The organism is Saccharothrix sp. ALI-22-I (assembly GCF_001984175.1).
Lineage (GTDB): Bacteria > Actinomycetota > Actinomycetes > Mycobacteriales > Pseudonocardiaceae > Actinosynnema.
On the sequence record NZ_MTQP01000060.1, the window covers coordinates 221319 to 239279 of the forward strand.

Genomic DNA, 17961 nt, shown 5'->3' on the forward strand with positions numbered 1-17961 from the left:
CGACCGGTTCGATGCCGTCTCGGCACCGGTGGCGGGTGGGGTGCCGTCCCGGCCGGCGCTCGCTGTGCTCCCGGGGCGGGGGCGGCAAGGGCAGGGGAATCCTCCGAAATCCCGTGTTCTTGGAGCTTCCGCACTGGCGCTCAGCTGTGGGTCGTGCGGGAAAACGGGTGGCCGTCGTCGGCCGGTGCTTCGGTCGGGGAACGCCTCGGCCCGGGTCCGCGAGGTGGATCCGGGCCGAGGCGGGGGAAGTGGCTCAGACGGCCTGGTGGCGCGGGACGTTGAGCTGGTACTCCCACGGAACGCCGTTGGCCGGGGTGACCCAGGTCCAGGGCTGGTCGCCGTAGCGGTGCGTCCGGGCGACCACCTCGCGGATCTCCACCGGCCGGTCCGGGCCGGCGAACCACGGGCTCCTGGTGATGAGCCACGCGATCCACTCCCGGCAGGCGTCCAGCGTGAGGAACACCGGCGAGTAGTCGGGCACGTCGGGGACGGAGAGTCGGGCCTGTGCCGCGGACTCGGCGATCCACGGGCGGCGGTGCGCCGAGCCGAGCACGACACTGTCGAAGTAGGGGACGAACACCGAGATCACGGTCACGGGATTCCTCCGGTGAGGTAGCCGGCCTGCTCGGGGTGGCTCGCCCGTCGCACCGCCGGGGCGGGAGCCGAAACCGCGATCGCCACGGGTTCGGCTCCCGGGGTTGGGGTTGTCGGGTTCGTGCCGGAAGGCCGGGCGTCACTCCGGCCTCCCGACGGGATGCAAGGGCGCTGTCCGGCCGGCCGCGTGGGCCGGACAGCCGGAGGCGGTGTCGCCCGCTGTGCTGTCACTGCTGTTCCAACTTCAGGCACTCCGGGCAGAGGTCGGCCGGCAGGTTGCAGCGGCCGGGGTTGTGGGTCGGGGCGGCCAGGTAGACATCGTTGGGTCGCCACGCCTCGGCGGCGGCGTGCGCGGCGACGCTGTCGGAGTCGGTGATCGTCGTGGCCCGCAAGTCGTCCGGTTGGTCGTCCCCGTGCCGGCGGGCCGTGCCGTGCTCGACCCGCACCACAGGGCTCCCGGGGCGGGCGTAGACGTTGCGCTGGTCGTCGACGAGGACGACGACCAGGCCGATCGCGGCCTCGGGGTCGGCGAAGAACTGCTCCCACGACAGGACCGGCCCTCGCGTCGCTCCCTGCTGGAAGCCCAGCAGCGCGGCGGGATCGCCGTTCCGGAACGCCTGGTGGCCGATCGAACCGTCCTCCAGCACGTGCAGCGGGTGCGGCGTCGACAGGTCGGGCAGCACGTCCCGGTGCACGATGAGGCACGGCTCGGCGGGGTCGGACTTCGGCCAGGCGGAGGCCGATCGACGGGTGGTGACGTATCGGGCCGCAGTATTGATCCCGGATTCGGGCATAGCGGTGCTCCTGACGGATCGGAACGGGAATTTGTCGCCAGCGAGAACTGCATTCGGCGATAAACCGACAATATCGTCGTGAACTATTTCCTGCGGCAGGTTAGTGACCCGCCGGGGTGATGTCGGTCCGCGTGGTGGCACGAGGCTCAAGGGCGCTCGCGTGCGGCAAGGAGTTCTGCCGCCGCTGGGCGGCCGGGGAGCCCATGGCCGCCACCGATGGCGGGTGATGTCGAGCGGTTCCTGGCGGCACGCGTGGGGATACCGCGCCGATCGCGACGTGCGCCCCGGTCATGGCGGTAACAAGCGAACGGCCCGCCACGCGGCGGGCCGTTCTCGGTATGGGGCTGTGTCCGGCCAGACGACAGGCTCGGAGGCGATGGATCAGTCCGTTTCGCCGCGCCGGTTCCGCCGGCCTTGCGATCGGGTGTAGAAGTCGGCCACGCCACCATCGCCGATTCGTATCAACGAGACGCCGGTGAACGCCATCACGAAGGTCGTGCCGCCGGCGATGCCCCACGCGGTGTTTCCGAGGTCGTTGACGACGTTGACTACGCCGAGGGCAAGCAGGAGGACGCCGGAGAACCCCAGGCACCAGACACCGCTCTTGTGCAATCGCAGTTGCTGATCGCGGCCGGGTGGACGCGCCCACGATGGCCGGTGGGCGTGGTCGCCGTGGTCGGTGTCCCGGCGGGGTGCCCCGGCGTTCCCGACGACGATCAGCACCCCTCCGACGCCGGTCACGGGAATGGCCGCGACCAGGCCGTGAAGGGCACGAGGTCACCGACGTCGGCGTGGTCGAGCACGTGCGCCACCGGCGCGAGAACGATGCCGCCGATGATCAACCGGATACCCTGCCGAAACCGTGCATCGTGCTCACGCCTGCCTGATCGGTGCGCCCTCGGCCGGCCGGCCATCGTGTCCCCTTCGTGGTTGCCGTCGACGCGGTCGTGCCGCACCCGACGATAGCGGCGTGTTCCGGTGTATTCGCAGTGGCGTGTGGGCCTGACACGAGCTGCTGGTGCTGTGCCTTTGCGCGAGTCGTGGGTGTGGCCGGCGTGTGCGGCCAAGCGTTCCGCTTGGCGGTCCGGAAGCCGGGTGACGCTCTGTGCCGCAGAGTGCGATGCCCGCACTGTTGTGGTCGTGCCCACCCGAACGGCCTACCGTCTGTGCGCGGCAGGCCATTCGGGTGGGCACGTGGTCAATGCGAAGCGGTGACGTCACGTGCGGCGGCGTACGTCAGTGGTCGGACCGCCGTTGGCGACGACCAACGTTAGCCCTTCGACGAGCAGGATGCTCGCGCCCACAGCGACGGACGTCCACATCATCCCCGTCACCTTCGCCGCCACGGCGTCGGGAACCAGCTCGAGAGCCACCGCGAGCAGCCCGATCGCGCCGCCCATCACCAGGGTGAAAGCTCCGCCCATGGCGTACCAGAAGATCCGGTTCACCTTGCGGCGCGCGTAGTCGTTGGGGCGGTGTGGCGGCTGCGGGTGTTTGGTCATCGGGTCCCCCTGTTTGTCCCGGTCGTGCCGGGCGGATACGGCTGACGATAACGGGGCGACATGGTTCGGACGGGGTGCTCGACGTCGCTCACGATGCCGCGCCCTGCGCGTTCTGGGAACCCGCCCTTGTTCAGCTTGGCGCACTGCTGCCTGCCTGGCGGATTCGCCCACGCCGGTCTGTCGCTGCTGTTGATGCCGCGGCGGGGCGGGCGGCTCGCGTTGCCAACAGCACTCCCGCGATGATGGGTGGCGCGGTCCGCAGGTGCGCGGTGCTCATGATTACCACGTTCGGGCGGGCTCGGAGGATCAACAGGCCACCTGACCTACAACGGCCCGTGTCAACCCGTAGGCACGGGTGACACGGGCCACGGGTATGGATCACGTCGCAACGGCTGGCGTCGTACGGGGTGATCCAGCGCGGTCAGGTGAGCGGCACGGTGACCTCCTGGATTTGGTGGCGGTGAACGGTCGGCCCGGGCCGCAGATCGTGTTGCCCGGCCATCAGTCGCGTGGGCCAGCGACGGCAGATGCGGCCCAGTTGTTGCAGGCACCGGATGTGACCGGCCCAGTAGGGCTTGGACATGGTGATGCGCCCCCCCTTTCTCAGGTCGGGGAAGCGGGGGAACGGAGCAGCCGACGGATCGCCGGGCCCGCCTACCGCGGTGACCAGCGCCATTCGAAGATGCGCAGGATCGTCATTCGAGGACGCGAGAGCGCCGTGGCAGGCTGTGGGCGCAAGTGCTCAACTGGTTTCCGAAGCCGCAGGTAGGCCGGACGCCTGAGGCGGCTCCGTCTGGACGATCTTCCACGTGTAGCGCCTGGCCCAGTGAGCACCGAGGTTGCAATAGAACACGGCGTCGTCGTCCGGGAGCGCCTGCCACCGAATCTTCCGGCCGCCTCGTTCCACACACTTGAAACGCGACACGCTGCGGCCGTTTTTGAAAGGGATCGGGGTAGCCACCTGGATCACCACACCTGCGGTCACTGAGCGCTGCCGGTTGCGAGCGGCAGCACTTTTCGCCAGGTTGTCCCGACACCGCTGTCGCCATGCCAGCGCGTATTCAGAGTCGGTCGAGGTCAGGACGTCGAGGACTTTGGCAGGAGCGTCGGCTTGCACCGGCCCCATACTCTCTGACATGTCCTTGTACCCGAAGTTGTACTGGCCTCGACCTCGCTGTACGAGCACGACCAGCGCCCAGACCTCGCCCGTCTCCTTGGTGCGGACGGCCGCGTAGAAGACGTTGATTCTACTTGCACACTCGACGATCTCGTAGCGGCTTGCGTCAAGCAATTCGCGCTCGAAATGCTCACGGTCGCTCTTACCCGGCGGTCGGTGATAAACAGTCCAGCCCATGTTTTCCTCCGTGCAGTCATTTACGTCGACAGGTTCGATTCAGCGATGCCGCCTGGGGCAGCGCCGGTCGAATTGCAGACCTGTTGTCCGTGGGGTTATGTGGGGTGTCGAGCGAGGCACTGTGTTAATTGCGTGGCGGGGTCTTCGCGCCCTCTCGCCTGCACGGCCGACGGGCGATGAGGTGTACCGGCCCTTCACTTGGCGCAGGACCGGTGGCAATCACAGTGCGAGCGGTCCCGGTGCTCGGCGGGGTACGCGAACGCGCGCGCGGTAGCGCGCCACCCGCCCGCGGCCTGCTCGCGGGGAACCCGCGGCCGCGGTGGCGAGTACCAGGTGGATCTGGCCGGTGGTCAACCTTCCATCCTGGCCGAGGTAGTCGAGGCTGTAGGTGCGGTCGAGGTTGCCGAGGATTTGATGGTGGAGGTCGGTGATCTCGGACGGCACGCCGGCGGAGTCGGCGTCGTCGTGCTCGTGCGCGCGTATGCGTGTGCTCCTAGTCGTGGTTGTCGGGTTCGTGTCGGGGTCGGGGCGTCACCCCCGGCGTCCGACAAGATCAACTTGATTCGGTCTGCGGTGTCGGCGCGGACGCTTGGCGCGCCGTGCGGTAGTGCTGACCAGGCGGTATCACCTGCCGTGCGCCCGGTGGCATCTCCGGTGGGCGCACGGCAGGGAGTCAGTCCTCGGGCTCGGCGTCACCGGAGACGAAGGCGGGACAGTGCGGGCAGTGCGGCATCTCCCAGGGGTAGCCGCACCGTGCGCACATCAGGCCCTGGGCGATCAGCCATGCGCGTTCGCGTTCATAGTGGCGGTCGGCCCGCCACTGCTCGCGTGCACCGGGCGGTGGTCCCCACGGGTTGCGCAGATATTTCTTGGCGCGCCGCCGCCTTGCTGTTCTGGCTCCCACGTTCATCGCCCCCTATGGCCGGTGGTCGTGGTGTCCTGCGGTACGGGCGTGTCCGTGCTCGGCGGCGGGCTGCACGTCGCGGTCGTGGTGCACAACGGTTCTCCTGCGGATCGCTGCTCGGGCTCGCACCGGTCGTGGGCGTGGCGCTCCGGCCGACGCGGGGTCTGCGGTCGCACCGGCCGGCGGGCAGCGCGCTCCGCGCTTCAGGCGTGGAGCGCGCTACCACCCGCGGACCGGGTGCCCGCAGGTCAGTCGGCGTCGGCGAGTTCCAGCGGCGTGACCAGCGTCTTGCCGTCCTCCTGCACGATGCGGCCGATGCCCACCCTGGTGTGGGTGGACAGGCACGTGTCCTCGACCAGTTCGGCCACGCTGTCCATGTCCGCGACCTCGTGCCGCTCCACGATGCCGCCCTCGGGATGGTGGAAGTCCACGACGAAGGTGGTGAAGACGATGCGCGTGCGCTCGTCGCGCGGGTCCAGCAGGCCCAGGACGAAGGGAACGGGGTACCGCGCGAGGGCATCCTCCAGCGAGCAGGTTCCGTCGGTGGTGCTGTCGACATCGCGTGACGGCACCGGGACCTGGATGGTGTGCCGCGCCAGGTCGAGCAGCGTCCTCAGCGACCTGAAGGCGGAGTCGTAGGTGTCGAGCAGGGCGGCCAGGACCGGGCCGGGCAGCTGACGCAACTGCTGGGCGGCCGCGTCCACGTCGCCCCGCTGCATCTCGACGTGCATGCGGTGCGCGGCAACGGCGATGCCGTGCAGGCCGGCGGGCAGTTCGACTTGTGTGTGGTTCTTGATGTCTTTGTCAGACAAGGGAATCCTCCGAGAATCGGTGTTGCCGGGTTCGCGTCGGCACTGGGGCGTCACCCCCGTGTCCGACAAGATCAACTTTAGGTGTCGTGCCGAATCGGTGCCGGCGCTTGACGTCCCTGTGGGTGCGGTGGCCGGACGGGTGCGGCGGGTGTGGGGAAGCGCGATCAACGCGGCCTTTTCGGCAGCGGGAACCGGTTCGCCTGCTCTCTGTTCGCACACTTGGGTGGTGCTCGCTCCTGCTCGTCCTGGTGGGCGGTGGGAAGTCGCCCGGTCGGCGGCGTGTGCGGCGGATGCGGGCAGCGGTGCTCCTCGGCACGCCGATCCGGCGAGACGACTGCTACTCGCTGCTGCCGGTTGACGTCGTGGTCGTGGCGCGGTCGAGGACGGCGAGGGCCTGCCGCCGGGCGGCGGCCAGGTACTGCTGTGCCCGCCTGGCCGCCGCGTTGAGCACGTGGGACTTCAGCGGTGTGCTGGCAAAGGAGTCCTCGACGTCGTTGCTCGTTACCGTCGTGTCCGGGCCGAAGTACACGATGCCGGTGACGTCCTTGCGTGCGACCATCACCGCCCTCAGGTGGACCTCGGCGGTGCCGTCGCCATGGAAGGTGACGGTCGCGGTTCCGGGATTCAGCGCGATCTGTGTCGTCACACTGCTCCAGGTGTGTCGGCTCGTCACTGGCACTCCTCGATGTGGGGTGCGCCGGGGCCGACGTGCGGTCGGCCCCGGCGCGGGGCTGATCAGGTGACCTCGATGCCGGTCGCGGCGTCGTGGTTACGGTTGGGGAAGCCGTCGTGGTTGAGCGTGCGGACTGCTCGCGACCGTTGTGCGGCGCGGCCGTGAGCAGTCCGCCGCGCAGAGCCTTTCGTTCAGCCCTGCTGGCGTGCGGCGCGGGCGAATTCCACCGGAGTGAGCAGCACCTTGCCGTCCCGACGGACGGCGAACTGGATGGTCATCGTGGCGTGGTCGAACGGTGGCGGGCCGTCGATCAGGTCGTACGCGCGCTCCATGTCGGGAACCTCGTGCCGCTGCACGGTGCCGTCGAGCTGGTTGCGGAAGTCGACGACGAAGGTGCCGGGATCGCGGAAGGTGACGTTGTCGCGCAGGCCGTGCGGGTCCAGCAGCGCCAGGGCGACGAGGAACCCGCCTTCGACGTGGTCGAGGTCCGAGGCCGCGTCCGCGAAGGAACACGTTCCGTCGGTGGGGTCGTCGAAGTCGTCGGACGGCGCCGGCAACTGGATGGTCTTCTCCGCTTGGCCGGTCACCTCCGCCAGCGCCGTGCACCCGTCGTTGACGGCGGCGAGCACGGCCGCCAGGACGGGGGCGTCCAACATGGACATGGCGCGGGCGGCGAGCCAGGCTCCGTTCTGCTGCACTTCGGTGTGCAGGAAGCGCGCGGCGGAGACGATGCGGTGCAAGCCGGGGGGCAACTGGACGGCGCTGGGCTGGGTAGGGGCGTTGTCGGACAAGGGTCTCTCCTGGTGGTTCGGTGTTGTCGGGTTCGCGTCGGGATCGGGACGTCACCCCCGTGCCCGACAAGATCAACTCTAGTGTTTGTGCAGATCACGCGCGGTTGCTTACCGCGCGGTTGCGGACCGTTCCGCAGAGGGCGGGCGGGGGTGCGTTCCGGGGTTGCCTCCCCGTCGCGTCCCCGCCCGCCGCCGGGTCGATCGCCGTCAGCGGTCGTAGTGCGGCAAACCCACCACGACCGGCCAACGGTCCAGGTCGACGTCGCGCGCGATCCCGACGATGTGGTCGAACCGCTTCAAGCCGCTGTCCGAGCGCGCGGCCTCGGACAGCAGTTCGGTCAGCAGGTGGTTGGGCACCGCGTCCTCGGCGCGGGCCAACGCGCGCAATGTCAGGGCGCGGTCACCGCGCCACAGCGAGTACCAGGCGAGCAGACACGCGACGTCGGCGACGACGGGCGTGGGGCATGCCCTGGTCAGCTCTCCGAACAGCCGCGCACCGGCGTTGCGCAGGTCGCGGTCGTGGACGTGGCCCATCAGCTTGTCGCGGACGCGCCAGTCGGCCAGCGCGGCGGCCAGATCGACGATCTCGCCTTCGCACAGTGGTGGAGTCGGGTCGATCGCCGCCATCAGGTGCTTCATGGCCAGGTCGTAGCGGCGGCGCGACGGGGACGGCCCGCCAGAGTCGGCCGCGACCAGAGTCAGTCCCTCGGCCCAGTGCAGTTGCCCCAAGGCGTCGGCGCGCCGGCGGACCACCTCGTCCGGATCGGGTGCGACGATCGCCTCCAGTGCCTGCGCGTCGGCGTGGAAGGTGTAGCCGTGGATGTCGGCCGCCATCCCTGCCGGCGTGTCCCGTGGGTCGACCAGGACCCCGGTCCGGCCGGCGGCGGAAGTCCACACCGCTCCCTCGGTGATCGACGCGACGCGGCACGCGGCGACCGGGTCGGTGCCGACCCGCCGCAACGCCGCCACCAGCCGGTCGAGCACGTCGGCGGCCGACGTCGGGCCGTGGTGGTCCTCGGCCACGACGGTGAGGGCGATCGCCGGGTCCGCGTTGTCGCGGTGGAACCGCTGCGCGTACTCGGTGAGGACCTTCTCCGTGTCGTGGTCGAGGTTGACGACCTTCGTCTCGGCGAAGACGCCGGCCCGCCGGCAGGTGAGCACGGCCTGACCGGCGGTGGGAAGGAATCCGATCTGATAGGGCAGCGTCGACAGGAACAGGGTCGGGTCGGTGAGGGCTTGGTCGGTGACGGGCAGGTGGTTCGTCCAGGGCTCGTCGAGCACTGCTGATCTCCTGGTGAGTGGAGTGGTTGTCGGGTTCGTGTCGACCCGAGGGCGTCACCCCAGCGGACCGACACCACGGACGTTAACGATCAAGACGCGTGTCCGCTGGCGCTTCGCGCCCGCGCCGTTGTGCGGTCGCGGCCGGACCGGCGCCCCGGCGCCTCGGCTGTCCGGGCGGTCGGGAGCGGGCGGCGGACGGGGCAGGTGTGGGCCGTGGCGGAGGGTTCGCGCCGACGGCCCGCACCGTGTTCACAGCGGGTGGATCTCCTCGTCGCCTAGGCCCACCCGGACCGGCACCAGCCGGTGCCCGCCGATGCCGCCGACCTCGACGACCGGTGCGTGCGGGTCCTCTTTGCACAGCCGGACGCGCAGGCGAAGGCCGTGGACCTCCAGGACGTAGGTGTCACCGGCGTCGTCGTGGGTGCGGTCGTGCACTTGCAGTTCGGCCTCGCGCAGCCGGGTCGACTCGCGCGGTGCCGGCGTTGTGCGCGGGAGCAGTGCGGCGAGGTCGACGTTCCAGCATCCGGGGTGCTGCACCAGGTGTTGCCAACCTCGCGCGGCCGGGTCCAGGCCGTTGGCCCGTGCCCGGTTCAACACGTGGTGCACCCTCGTCCACCACGCTGATCGGGGAAGGGTCGGAGGGTCGGCGTGCCAGAGCGTGCGGGTGGCGTCGTGCACGGCCACCAGGTCGGCCGTGCAGGTTCCGTGTAGTTCCACGGTGATCGTGACCGCGGCGGGGAACCTCTCCTGGATACGCAGCGCGGCCTCGGACAGCAGTTCGGTGACCGCGCGCTCCTTCAACCGCCAGATTTCGCGCAACGTCGTCCGGGCGGTGTGGTGCGCCGCGCCGATCGGTGTGCGCGGTGAGGTCGTCGACATGGCAGGGCCTTTCTGGAATGTGGGGCCGGACTGCGCGGGCCGTCGGTGAGCGAGGCTCGACCGGCGGCCCGCGTCCGATCAGGCGCGGTCGTGGTCGCGGCCTGCCTCGACCGTCCCGCCGAGGTCGCCGTGTTCGGACAGGGCCAGCACGGTGGCGAGCCCGGCGACGACGCGGTCGGCGCGCGCGGCGGCGGCGGTCAGGGCCGCGGCGAGTGCGACGCCGCTGTCGACGGTCAGCGGGATGCGGTCGCCGGTGGTGCGCAGGCCGATCAGTCCGGGGTAGTGCACGGGGTCGTGGACCACGGCGAAGTTCGGGCCGGCGCGCCAGATCCGGCACTCGGTTCGGGTGGGCGGGGAAGCGGCGTGTCGGACCGTGGCGTGGTCGTCGGCCGGGTACCGGTGGGGGTGGGCGGCGGCGTGGGCGGCGAGGCGGCGGGCCGCGGGCCGGTCGAGCCAGACCTCGGCGGTCGGGCCGGGCAGGCGGGGAGCGGTCGTGGTGTCCAGCAGCAGGGCGGGGGCGGCGGGGCCTGTGTCGCGCAACCGCACCGCGATGCTGCCGGTGTCGGTCACGACGATCTCGCGCGCCTGGTTCCAGTGCGCGGGCAGACCCAGTTCGGTCGAGACGGCGGCGGGTGCGGCGGCGTGCAGTGTCGCGGCGATCTCGGCCAGCACGGCGGGTTCGACACCGCTGTCAGGGCCGGCTTCGTTGGCCCAGCCCAACGCCACCACGGCGTCGTCGCGCCAGCCGCAGTGCATCAGCACGTGGCCGTCCAGCCAGAAGGCGATGCCTTCGGCGTGGCGTACGAGCAGCGGCCGGCCGGATTGGGGCAGCTTCGACGACGGCCGCGACGGGCCGCTGCCGAACACGGTGTCCAGGACGTCGGGATCGTCGAGGCGGTCGGCCAACTCCCGCAGGGACTCCGGCAGGTCGGACAGCAACGGCGTGTGGGCCTGCGACCAGGCGACCAGCCCGTTGGGCAGGACCGGGGCGGCGTACACGCGCCCCGCGCTCATCCACAGCGCCCACGTGTACTCGTGGGAGATCAGCAGCGGTGCGCCGGCCGCGGGCAGGTTCGTCGGGTCGAACGGTTCGGTGAAGACGGACATGTGGGATCGCTCCTGGAAAGAGGGTTGTCGGGTTCGTCCCCGCGTCCCGGGCGTCACCCCGGAGGCGCGAGGCTGGGCGCCGCCCCGCCCCGCCGTGGCATGGCATGGCGGGGCGGCGCGGCGCAATGGAGCCGGTCAGTTCAGGGTGAGCAGGCGGCGGCACGTCTTTGCCGCGTGCACGGTGCCGCTCGTCTCGTGGCCGCCGGGGAAGATCACGTGGAAGCGCACCTCGGTCGGTCGGATGCGGTGGCAGTCGCACCAGCGGTCCAGGTGGACCACGGGCACGGCGTCGCCGATCAGGCGCAACCCGGCCCCAGCCCCGGCCCCGGCGTTCACCCGGAAGTTCACGTACATCCCTTGCAGGAGGCCGGATTGGACGGGGCCGGCGTTGAGGATCGGGTCGCCCTCCGGCACCGTGTTCCCCGCCTCGGCGACGATGGGCATGATCTGGGCGCGAAGCGTGGCGGAGTCGGCCACGTCCGGACCCGGCAACGCGACCAGCGGTGTCCACTCGCGACCGTTGAACATCTCCCACCACAGCCCCGCCAGCACGGCCTTCGGGTCGGCGGTGTCGGACAGCGCCGTCTCCACCGTCGCCCGTTGTTCAAGGGTGAGCGGGATGGGACTGACTGCGCGGGGCCGGTGGCGCTGGGCGGGAAGCCCCGGCAAGGGGGCGGGCAGGACGCCGCGCACCAACATCTTGCCGTGGCCGCGGATCGCGTGGACCGCTTTGGCCGCCTCGGTCTCGTCGAGCACCGCGCACAGCAACTGCCCGACACCGTCGGGACCGGGCCGGAACGGCGCGCCATCCTGGCGCGACGCCCGGACGAACGTGTCCAACTCCGCTGCGGAGAACCGGGCCGGGGCGGACGGGGTGAAATGGGTCGGCGTGCCGTCGCCGTCGTCCTCGATCACCCCGACCGGCCCGAGGTCGGGGTGGTGCAGCGTCGCGGTGAACGCGGCCTGCTCATTCCCGGTGCCCTGCTCGCGGTAGTCGCTGCTGGTCAGCAGGAACGGTGCTACCACTCCGGTGTGCGGCCACCGCGTGAGCGGCGCGGTCGCGGTGGGGTCGGTCTTGGGCATGGTGCTCCTCGTGTTGTGGGTTGTCGGGTTCGTGTGGGGATCAAGGGCGTCACTCCCTGATGCCCGCACAGGAAATCTATCGTTCTGCGAATAGGTGCGCGGCGCTTATTCGATGACCGCGAGGCCACCTTGCGCTGCGGCGTCGAGGAGTTCGTGATTGACGAATTCCAGGCCGCCGCCGATGTAAGTGTCACGCCACCTGTCGAAGCCGCTGCCGTCGATGCTGTCGACACATTCCAGCCGGATCATGTGTCGGATGCGGTTCAGCGTGTTGACCCTGCCGCCGTGGATGTGCAGGCCACGCCGCTTTCCTTCCCGGCAGATGTCCGCCATCTCCTGGGACAGCTTGTACTTCGTGGAACCTGCCATGAACAAGGCGCGCAGGTTGGGCCAATCCCACGGGATGCCCACCTTCTCCGCGCCGTCCTGGACACAGAACGCCAAGGGCAGATGGGACAGCAACGTCGCCCACTCGCAAAAGCGGCGCGCCGTGCCCCGGGCGTCGAAGGGGACGTCCGGGACGGTGACGAACAGCAGGTTGGGGTGCCACGCCTCACTGCCGAGCCCGTTGCCGTCCCCTTCGTGGACGAAGTGGGTCATCATCGTGGCGGTGCGTTCGCTGAGCGTCAGCGCCCGTCCCCACAGGGCCTCCTCGATCCGGCCGATCATCGTCACGAAAAGTTTGAGGTTCCAGTCGCTGAAGGCGTCGTTGTCGAACGCGGTCGGAAATCCGGCGTCCATCGTTTCGCGGATTCTGCCGGCGTGCCGGGGCCGGCCCAGGCGTCCGAGATTGGATGCGTAATGCGGGTACTTGTCGCGGACCTGGTAGAGCGTGTCCAGTCCGCCGCCGTTGAGGATCAGCACGGGTCTCTCACGTTCCGGGAATGGGTTGTCGGGTTCGTGTCCGTATCGGGATGTCACTCCCTTTCCCGGACAACCACGACCGTATCGGCCGGCCCGATTGTGCGCTGACGCTTGACGGCCACGGATGCGCGGTATGTACGCGACGGGATTGCGTGTCGGGACAGGCTCCGTCAGACGGTGTGCCGACGCGCCGGTTACCGGAAGTGAATGCGGAGCGTGGTCATGTCCGCACACCGCGCGATAGTCCGGCGCGTCTGTGCGACTTCCGTGTCGACCGATTTACCATCGGGTCATGGGGGATAGTGATTTTGCGCAGCAAGCACAACAGATCGGGGTCCAAGCACTCCGGCCACAGTTCGACGCGCTGAAGGAAGTGGCCGCAGCCGCCGACTCCGCACGCGAAGGGGACAGGCTCCGCGGGAAGGCGCAGAAGAGGGCGGAGGCGATCAGCAGGCGGGCGGAGCGCGCGATAGCGCGCATCCGCGAACGCGCGGACAAGGCCGCGGCGGCGGTCGCACAGGATGCGGACAAGGCCGTGGCGGAGGTCGAGCAGCAGACGGCGGAGGAGATCACGCGGCGGGTCGAACGCTGGCGGCGGGCGTGGGCCGCGCTGACGAAGGCGGGGTGGACCCGCCCGCAACTGCGGGCCACGTCGATCGCCAACCTGAAGCCTCCGGCCGCACCCCGCGCGAAGACCCTGGCGAAACCGCCCACTCCCGCCGCGACGGCCGAGCCGCCGGAGCTCGAAGCGCCAGCCGGTGATATCACCGGGCGAGGGGCTTCCGCGCGACACGACGTCACGGGCTGAGCGACCGCACGGTGGCCCCCGGTTCGGCGACGGACGGTGGGGCCGGCGCGGCGGCGGGTGAATCGCGGTACCGGTCGCCCGGCCTGCTGCGGGAACGACGGAGGCGTCGACGATGGTGTTCGGGTCCGCCCGGATGACGGACCCGAACACCGTCTCGGGGTTCAGCGAATGGTCAGTTCGCCGCGTTCGATCAGGCTCCGGGCCGCGCCGATCAGATCCCGGCGGGGCGAGGCGTCGGCGTGCGCGCCCGCCGGCACGGGGAACGCGCCCCAGATGATCGTGTCACCCGGCAGGCGACCGGCGTCCGCGGTGCGCAACCGCTGGGCCGCCTGCCACAGGTGGGCACGGGGGCCGGGGCAGCGTTTCCTGCTGCCCGGCCGGTCGGGCAAGCAGACCCGGCAGGAGCCTTCCGGTCGGGGCGAGCAGTCGATGCGGTGGACCTCGTCGCGGCCGTCCGCGCGCACGACCACGACGACGTGGGCCATGTCGCCGGGCTCGGCTGCCAGTTCGGGGACGAACCGGTGCACACGCTCGGCCACGTGATGCGCGCCGGTCGCGGTGCGCAGCCACCAGCGGGTGCCGTCGGTGCGGCGCACCACCACCCGGCCCCGGTCGCAGTGACGCACATCGACCAGCACGGGGCCGAACGGGGTGGTGATCGCCACCGATGCGGCGACGCCCGACTTGGTGGCGTGCGGCTCGGCGGCCAACCCGCGCGTACGCAGGGCGGCGAGCAGAGCCATCCCGGTGTAGCGGATCGCGGTGCGCCGCGAGCGCCGCGCCACGCCCTTGGCCAGGTCGGACAGGTTGGGGTAGGCGCCGCGGAGTCGGCATGCGGTGCGGTCGTCGTCGTCGGCCCGCTCGTGCATCTCCTCGGCTGCCAGGTCGAGGATCCCCACCAGGTCGAACAGGCAGGCACAGTCGCGGCGGGTGAACAGGTCGCGGCCGGTGCCGCCGCAGAAGAAGCAGCCACGCAGGCCGTACCGCCCGTCCGCGATCCTGCGGTAGTCGCGACGGCCAGGGCGCACGACGTCGAGGGCGGTGCAGTCCGGGCGGCACGGCTCGCCCGCGTCGGTGCCGCATCCCCTGCACGGGGACGGGAACGGATTCCGCGGTGCCGTGGCGCGGTCGTCGTGCGCGGAAGCGGCCTCGGCCCGCACGTGCTCGGAAGGGTTCATGAATTGGTCTCCGGTGAACGGGATTGTCGGGTTCGCGTCGGGAATCGGGCGTCACTCCTTTTTCCGACAGGACCGACATTATTCGAATTTCCTTTCGTTCGTCGGCCGCTAATGCCTTCCCCGACCCCGGTTCGGTGCCGCGCGATCGCGGTCCCCGGAGAAGCGGGGCGGGTTCACCTACCGCGCGTCCGACCACTGCGGGCGCACCAGACAGTCGACGTCGAGCAGGCGACCGTCACGGAAGCCGCGACGCCCGTACCAACCCCGCAGCCGTCGTGTTCCGTCGTCGTGCTCGGGATCGGACACACGCGGCAGCGCCAGCCCGAGCACACGGTTCCCGTAGTGATCGCACACCGCGTCGAGCAGCCTGCTGCCGATCCCGACTCCGCGCCGGCCCGGCACCACCACGATGTCCTCGATCCAGACGAACCTCTCGCAGTCGATCAGATCGACGTACCCGACCTGATGACCTCGCACGACCAGGGCCAGGCGGTTCTCGTCCAGGTCGTGGTCGGGCGGTGGTGCGGTGCCGGGTTCCCGGTCCCACCGCAGTCCGGTGTCGACCCGGTGCTGACCGTCGGGTGCGCCGGGGCCGGGGAGCGGGATGGTGGCGACCGTGTGGCCCGCGATGCTGGTTGCCGGTATGGCGGTGCCGTCCTGCTTTTCCGGTGTCACCTGATCTCCTGGCAGGCAGGTCGAGTTCGGCGGGCCCGTCGGGGGGCGCGCTCGCGTCGGGAGCCGCGCCGCGGGTGGTCCCGACGCGAATGGCGTGGGCGGTGACCGACGACGTCGGCGGACCGCTTCGCGTCGCCGGGCCGGGCGCGTGGCGTTGGTGGCGCGGCCCCTCCGGCGACGGAATCGGGTTCCGCCGCCGGAGGGCTTGAGCAACACCGCGGTTCGGCCGACATCGGCGGCCCCGGTGCGCCAGGGCGCTACCGCGCCTCGCTCGTCATCGGTCGCGCTGCGCCACCCAGGCGTCCGCGCGGTCCTCCAGCCACCGCGTCACCGAGCCGCCGGCGGCTTGTTCGTCCGGGCGCAGGACGAAGCGGGCCTCTTCGGGCGTGAGCCGCAGATCGGGCGAGTACACGTAGGCGACGGGATGGCCACACCACCAGAAGTTCCAGCGAACCCCTCGGGCGTCCTGCCGCGTGGTCGACCACGGCCAATCCCGCGTGACCCACCGGGCGCGCTGCCCCAGATCCCGCCACCGCGTCCAGGCGTCTCCGGCGAGATCCTGTACGGCCTGGGTGCGGAGCCAGGCGCCGAATCGGGCCGCGATGGACTCCGTGGAGTTGCCTGCGGGCAGCCTGTCCATCGTCCACAACGTCCTAGCCTCGGACAGGCCCCGACCCCGGTCGACGATGCCGTGCGCCTCCAGCCACGCGGTCTCCCACCCGTCGGTCCGGCCCATGAGCCACACGGTCGACAGCGTCGTCGGCGTCCTGCCGTCGGCCTCCAGGTCGATCACCGGCCGCCACACCTCCACCTCGGCGGGCGCGACCTCGATGTGACTGCCCCCCGTGAACCTGTAGCGGAACTTGCCCTGAGTGATGCCGTAGGACATGACTTGCCACGGATCCGCGGTGTAGTCGCGCACTCCGACGCACAACTCGCCACCACGCCACCAGGTGTCGCACAACTGCTCGAACGCCTCCTGCGTCTCGGGCACGAGGTGCACCGACCCGTCACCCGGGAGCAGCGGGTGCCGCGCGGGGTCGCGTAGGTCGGGCTCGCGGATGTCGAACCGGTCGGGAAACGCCTCGTGAGGCGCGAATTCACCGGCGCGCACTGTGACCTGCATCCAGCCGTCCCACTCGAAATACAGGTCGGCAAGCCGGTGGTAAAAGGTGAACATGACCCCTCATGCGGGTTGTCGGATGCAAAATCGGGGGACTATCACCTCAACCCCGAACGAGACCGATCCTATTGTTTTCCCGGCGCGACCGTTTTCTCCTAAAGCGGCGGACCGGGGTCGTGACGCGGTCGGAGTCACTGCCTGCTCGACCTCGGTCACAACCGGACTACGCGGAACGCGGCGACGTATCGGCGGGCATCTCGGTCGCGGCGTCCTGCCCCCCGACGAGGCAGCGCAAGTCCATGTCCTGCTCCAGCAGCATCGCCCGGCCGGTCAGCAGCGCGCCGACCACGACCACGAGCACGCGGATCGACGCGTCGGCACCTTTGTAGTACTCGGGTGCCTCGACCAGCAGGTAACGGCCGGCCTGCACTGCGGGTAGCGCGTGGTCCGGATCGAGAGACTGGTCGGCCGCGAACAGGTTCAACGCGGCGTCGAGCATGAGGGCGCGGGCGGCGGGGTCGGCGGTGACGAGGTAGACGGGGTAGTCGCCGGTCTCCATCCGGCTGGCGTCGCGGCCACGGGCGGCGACACGTGCCACCAGTGCGGCGGCGATCCGCTGCGCCTCCTCGCCCCGGACCAACGTGGTGCCGTCGAGCGTGCGCCCGCTCGGCAGGACTACGCGGTTGACCAGTACGTCTCCGGCGCCCGCCGTATCCATCCGTTCGTGCGCGTCCTGGCCGTAGCGCAGCATGATCTCGTGCGCGGGGGTGGACTCGCCGCCCACGTAGAGGTGGGTGTCCGGATCCCATACGAGCGGGTTGTCCTCGGTGTGGGTGCGGAGCCGGCCGGAGTAGCCGAGGCGGTCGATGCGCGGCTGCCCGGGCTTGATCTTCGTCCGGAAGCGTTCGGCGTCCAGCGGAATCCCGGCGCCGAGACGACCGGGGGCGCTGGCAGCGAGGTTGTACCGCCACTCCGTGATGATCCTGCATGTGCGGCGCAGGAGCGCGACCCGCTCGGGCGGGGTGCGGCGACGCCAGTCGGGGGCGAGACGGCGGCGGAGCGACTCGGCGATCGCGGCCTGCTCGTGGGCGAATGTCAGAACTTGCCGCTCCTGGGCGGGGTCGCGAAGGGCGAGGTGGGGGGTGGGGAAGCTGTCTGCGGTGATCACATCGGTTCCTTCGTGGTAGTCCGGTCAACAAAGCGGAACTTGCCCCGGGTGATCCCGTAGGACGTGCGCTGCCATGGATCGGCGGCGTAGTCGCGTACGCCGACGCAGGGTTCGCCGCCGCGCCACCACGTGGCGCACAGCCGCTCGAACGCCTCCTGCGTCTGGGCCACGAGGTGCACCGACCCGTCCGCCGGGTGCATCGGGTGCCGCGCGGGATCGATCAGGTCGGATTCGCTGATGTCGAACCGGTCCGGAAACGCCACGCGGGGCGCGAATTCGCAGGGCCGCACTTTGATCTGCATCCAGCCGTCCCACGGGAAATGCAGATCGGCAAGCTTGTGGTGAAACGTGAACATGACCCCTCATGCGGG

Annotated in this window: 22 protein-coding genes; 1 reads left to right on the top strand and 21 read right to left on the bottom strand. The window is 70.4% G+C overall.

The annotated features are described in order from the left end of the window. Positions 1-253 precede the first annotated feature (253 nt). The 16 genes from ALI22I_RS20430 to ALI22I_RS20505 form a co-directional block, all read right to left on the bottom strand. The gene (locus tag ALI22I_RS20430) at positions 254-595 is read right to left on the bottom strand and encodes a hypothetical protein (protein WP_077007130.1); all 342 of its coding nucleotides are present in this window, start codon (positions 593-595) and stop codon (positions 254-256) included. A 226-nt stretch (positions 596-821) separates the two neighbouring features. Next, positions 822-1388: a hypothetical protein gene (locus ALI22I_RS20435; protein ID WP_077007131.1), complete on the bottom strand. Its 567-nt coding sequence runs from the start codon at positions 1386-1388 to the stop codon at positions 822-824. A gap of 381 nt (positions 1389-1769) precedes the next feature. Next, a complete protein-coding gene (locus ALI22I_RS20440; RefSeq protein ID WP_077007132.1) occupies positions 1770-2129 on the bottom strand; it encodes a hypothetical protein in 360 nt (119 codons plus the stop codon). Between the two features lie 476 nt (positions 2130-2605). Beyond that, the gene (locus ALI22I_RS20450) at positions 2606-2890 is read right to left on the bottom strand and encodes a hypothetical protein (protein WP_077007134.1); all 285 of its coding nucleotides are present in this window, start codon (positions 2888-2890) and stop codon (positions 2606-2608) included. A gap of 421 nt (positions 2891-3311) precedes the next feature. After that, a complete protein-coding gene (locus ALI22I_RS20455; protein WP_077007135.1) occupies positions 3312-3566 on the bottom strand; it encodes a hypothetical protein in 255 nt (84 codons plus the stop codon). Positions 3567-3632: 66 nt separating this feature from the next. Further along, entirely contained in the window at positions 3633-4244 is a 612-nt protein-coding gene (locus ALI22I_RS20460) for a DUF6927 domain-containing protein (RefSeq protein WP_077007136.1), read from the bottom strand. A 219-nt stretch (positions 4245-4463) separates the two neighbouring features. Then, the gene (locus tag ALI22I_RS20465; RefSeq protein WP_077007137.1) at positions 4464-4688 is read right to left on the bottom strand and encodes a hypothetical protein; all 225 of its coding nucleotides are present in this window, start codon (positions 4686-4688) and stop codon (positions 4464-4466) included. 229 nt (positions 4689-4917) lie between these two features. Beyond that, positions 4918-5148: a hypothetical protein gene (locus ALI22I_RS49415; protein ID WP_179118292.1), complete on the bottom strand. Its 231-nt coding sequence runs from the start codon at positions 5146-5148 to the stop codon at positions 4918-4920. Positions 5149-5396: 248 nt separating this feature from the next. Beyond that, on the bottom strand, positions 5397-5960 hold the full coding sequence (locus ALI22I_RS20470) for a hypothetical protein (RefSeq protein WP_077007138.1): 564 nt from the start codon (positions 5958-5960) through the stop codon (positions 5397-5399). Positions 5961-6297: 337 nt separating this feature from the next. Then, positions 6298-6633, bottom strand: coding sequence for a hypothetical protein (locus ALI22I_RS20475; RefSeq protein WP_143532336.1), 336 nt, complete (start codon positions 6631-6633; stop codon positions 6298-6300). Positions 6634-6824: 191 nt separating this feature from the next. Beyond that, positions 6825-7424: a hypothetical protein gene (locus tag ALI22I_RS20480; protein ID WP_077007140.1), complete on the bottom strand. Its 600-nt coding sequence runs from the start codon at positions 7422-7424 to the stop codon at positions 6825-6827. Between the two features lie 207 nt (positions 7425-7631). Then, on the bottom strand, positions 7632-8705 hold the full coding sequence (locus ALI22I_RS20485) for a DUF4192 domain-containing protein (RefSeq protein WP_077007141.1): 1074 nt from the start codon (positions 8703-8705) through the stop codon (positions 7632-7634). Between the two features lie 249 nt (positions 8706-8954). Beyond that, positions 8955-9584, bottom strand: coding sequence for a hypothetical protein (locus ALI22I_RS20490; RefSeq protein ID WP_077007142.1), 630 nt, complete (start codon positions 9582-9584; stop codon positions 8955-8957). A gap of 78 nt (positions 9585-9662) precedes the next feature. Continuing rightward, positions 9663-10691 carry a hypothetical protein gene (locus ALI22I_RS20495; protein ID WP_077007143.1) on the bottom strand — a complete coding sequence of 343 codons (1029 nt, stop codon included), beginning with the start codon at positions 10689-10691 and terminating at the stop codon, positions 9663-9665. Between the two features lie 135 nt (positions 10692-10826). Further along, a complete protein-coding gene (locus tag ALI22I_RS20500; protein WP_077007144.1) occupies positions 10827-11774 on the bottom strand; it encodes a hypothetical protein in 948 nt (315 codons plus the stop codon). 105 nt (positions 11775-11879) lie between these two features. Continuing rightward, complete coding sequence (locus ALI22I_RS20505) at positions 11880-12638, bottom strand: hypothetical protein (protein ID WP_202971022.1); 759 nt, start codon at positions 12636-12638, stop codon at positions 11880-11882. Between the two features lie 292 nt (positions 12639-12930). On the opposite strand from ALI22I_RS20505, the gene ALI22I_RS20510 reads away from it, so the two are divergent. Next, positions 12931-13446 carry a hypothetical protein gene (locus ALI22I_RS20510; protein WP_143532337.1) on the top strand — a complete coding sequence of 172 codons (516 nt, stop codon included), beginning with the start codon at positions 12931-12933 and terminating at the stop codon, positions 13444-13446. Between the two features lie 161 nt (positions 13447-13607). Here the strand turns inward: ALI22I_RS20510 and ALI22I_RS20515 are convergent, their stop codons facing one another. From ALI22I_RS20515 to ALI22I_RS20535, 5 genes are all read right to left on the bottom strand, one after another. Next, a complete protein-coding gene (locus ALI22I_RS20515) occupies positions 13608-14624 on the bottom strand; it encodes a hypothetical protein (RefSeq protein ID WP_077007146.1) in 1017 nt (338 codons plus the stop codon). Between the two features lie 177 nt (positions 14625-14801). Next, positions 14802-15299 (bottom strand): GNAT family N-acetyltransferase, encoded by a 498-nt coding sequence (locus ALI22I_RS20520; protein WP_077007147.1) that lies wholly within the window; start codon positions 15297-15299, stop codon positions 14802-14804. A gap of 274 nt (positions 15300-15573) precedes the next feature. Then, positions 15574-16479, bottom strand: a complete 906-nt coding sequence (locus ALI22I_RS20525; RefSeq protein ID WP_077007148.1) for a hypothetical protein — start codon at positions 16477-16479, stop codon at positions 15574-15576. Positions 16480-16645: 166 nt separating this feature from the next. After that, on the bottom strand, positions 16646-17590 hold the full coding sequence (locus ALI22I_RS20530) for a hypothetical protein (protein WP_077007149.1): 945 nt from the start codon (positions 17588-17590) through the stop codon (positions 16646-16648). Further along, complete coding sequence (locus ALI22I_RS20535) at positions 17587-17946, bottom strand: hypothetical protein (protein WP_077007150.1); 360 nt, start codon at positions 17944-17946, stop codon at positions 17587-17589. Before ALI22I_RS20535 ends, ALI22I_RS20530 begins: the two co-directional genes overlap by 4 nt. Positions 17947-17961 lie beyond the last annotated feature (15 nt).

Excerpts from the sequence above, each read along its gene's own strand:
- ALI22I_RS20435 (WP_077007131.1), bottom strand. The coding sequence starts at position 1,388 with ATGCCCGAATCCGGGATCAATACTGCGGCCCGATACGTCACCACCCGT.
- ALI22I_RS20450 (WP_077007134.1), bottom strand. The coding sequence starts at position 2,890 with ATGACCAAACACCCGCAGCCGCCACACCGCCCCAACGACTACGCGCGC.
- ALI22I_RS20455 (WP_077007135.1), bottom strand. The coding sequence starts at position 3,566 with ATGGCGCTGGTCACCGCGGTAGGCGGGCCCGGCGATCCGTCGGCTGCT.
- ALI22I_RS20460 (WP_077007136.1), bottom strand. The coding sequence starts at position 4,244 with ATGGGCTGGACTGTTTATCACCGACCGCCGGGTAAGAGCGACCGTGAG.
- ALI22I_RS20490 (WP_077007142.1), bottom strand. The coding sequence starts at position 9,584 with ATGTCGACGACCTCACCGCGCACACCGATCGGCGCGGCGCACCACACC.
- ALI22I_RS20495 (WP_077007143.1), bottom strand. The coding sequence starts at position 10,691 with ATGTCCGTCTTCACCGAACCGTTCGACCCGACGAACCTGCCCGCGGCC.
- ALI22I_RS20500 (WP_077007144.1), bottom strand. The coding sequence starts at position 11,774 with ATGCCCAAGACCGACCCCACCGCGACCGCGCCGCTCACGCGGTGGCCG.
- ALI22I_RS20510 (WP_143532337.1), top strand. The coding sequence starts at position 12,931 with ATGGGGGATAGTGATTTTGCGCAGCAAGCACAACAGATCGGGGTCCAA.
- ALI22I_RS20515 (WP_077007146.1), bottom strand. The coding sequence starts at position 14,624 with ATGAACCCTTCCGAGCACGTGCGGGCCGAGGCCGCTTCCGCGCACGAC.
- ALI22I_RS20525 (WP_077007148.1), bottom strand. The coding sequence starts at position 16,479 with ATGTTCACCTTTTACCACCGGCTTGCCGACCTGTATTTCGAGTGGGAC.
- ALI22I_RS20535 (WP_077007150.1), bottom strand. The coding sequence starts at position 17,946 with ATGTTCACGTTTCACCACAAGCTTGCCGATCTGCATTTCCCGTGGGAC.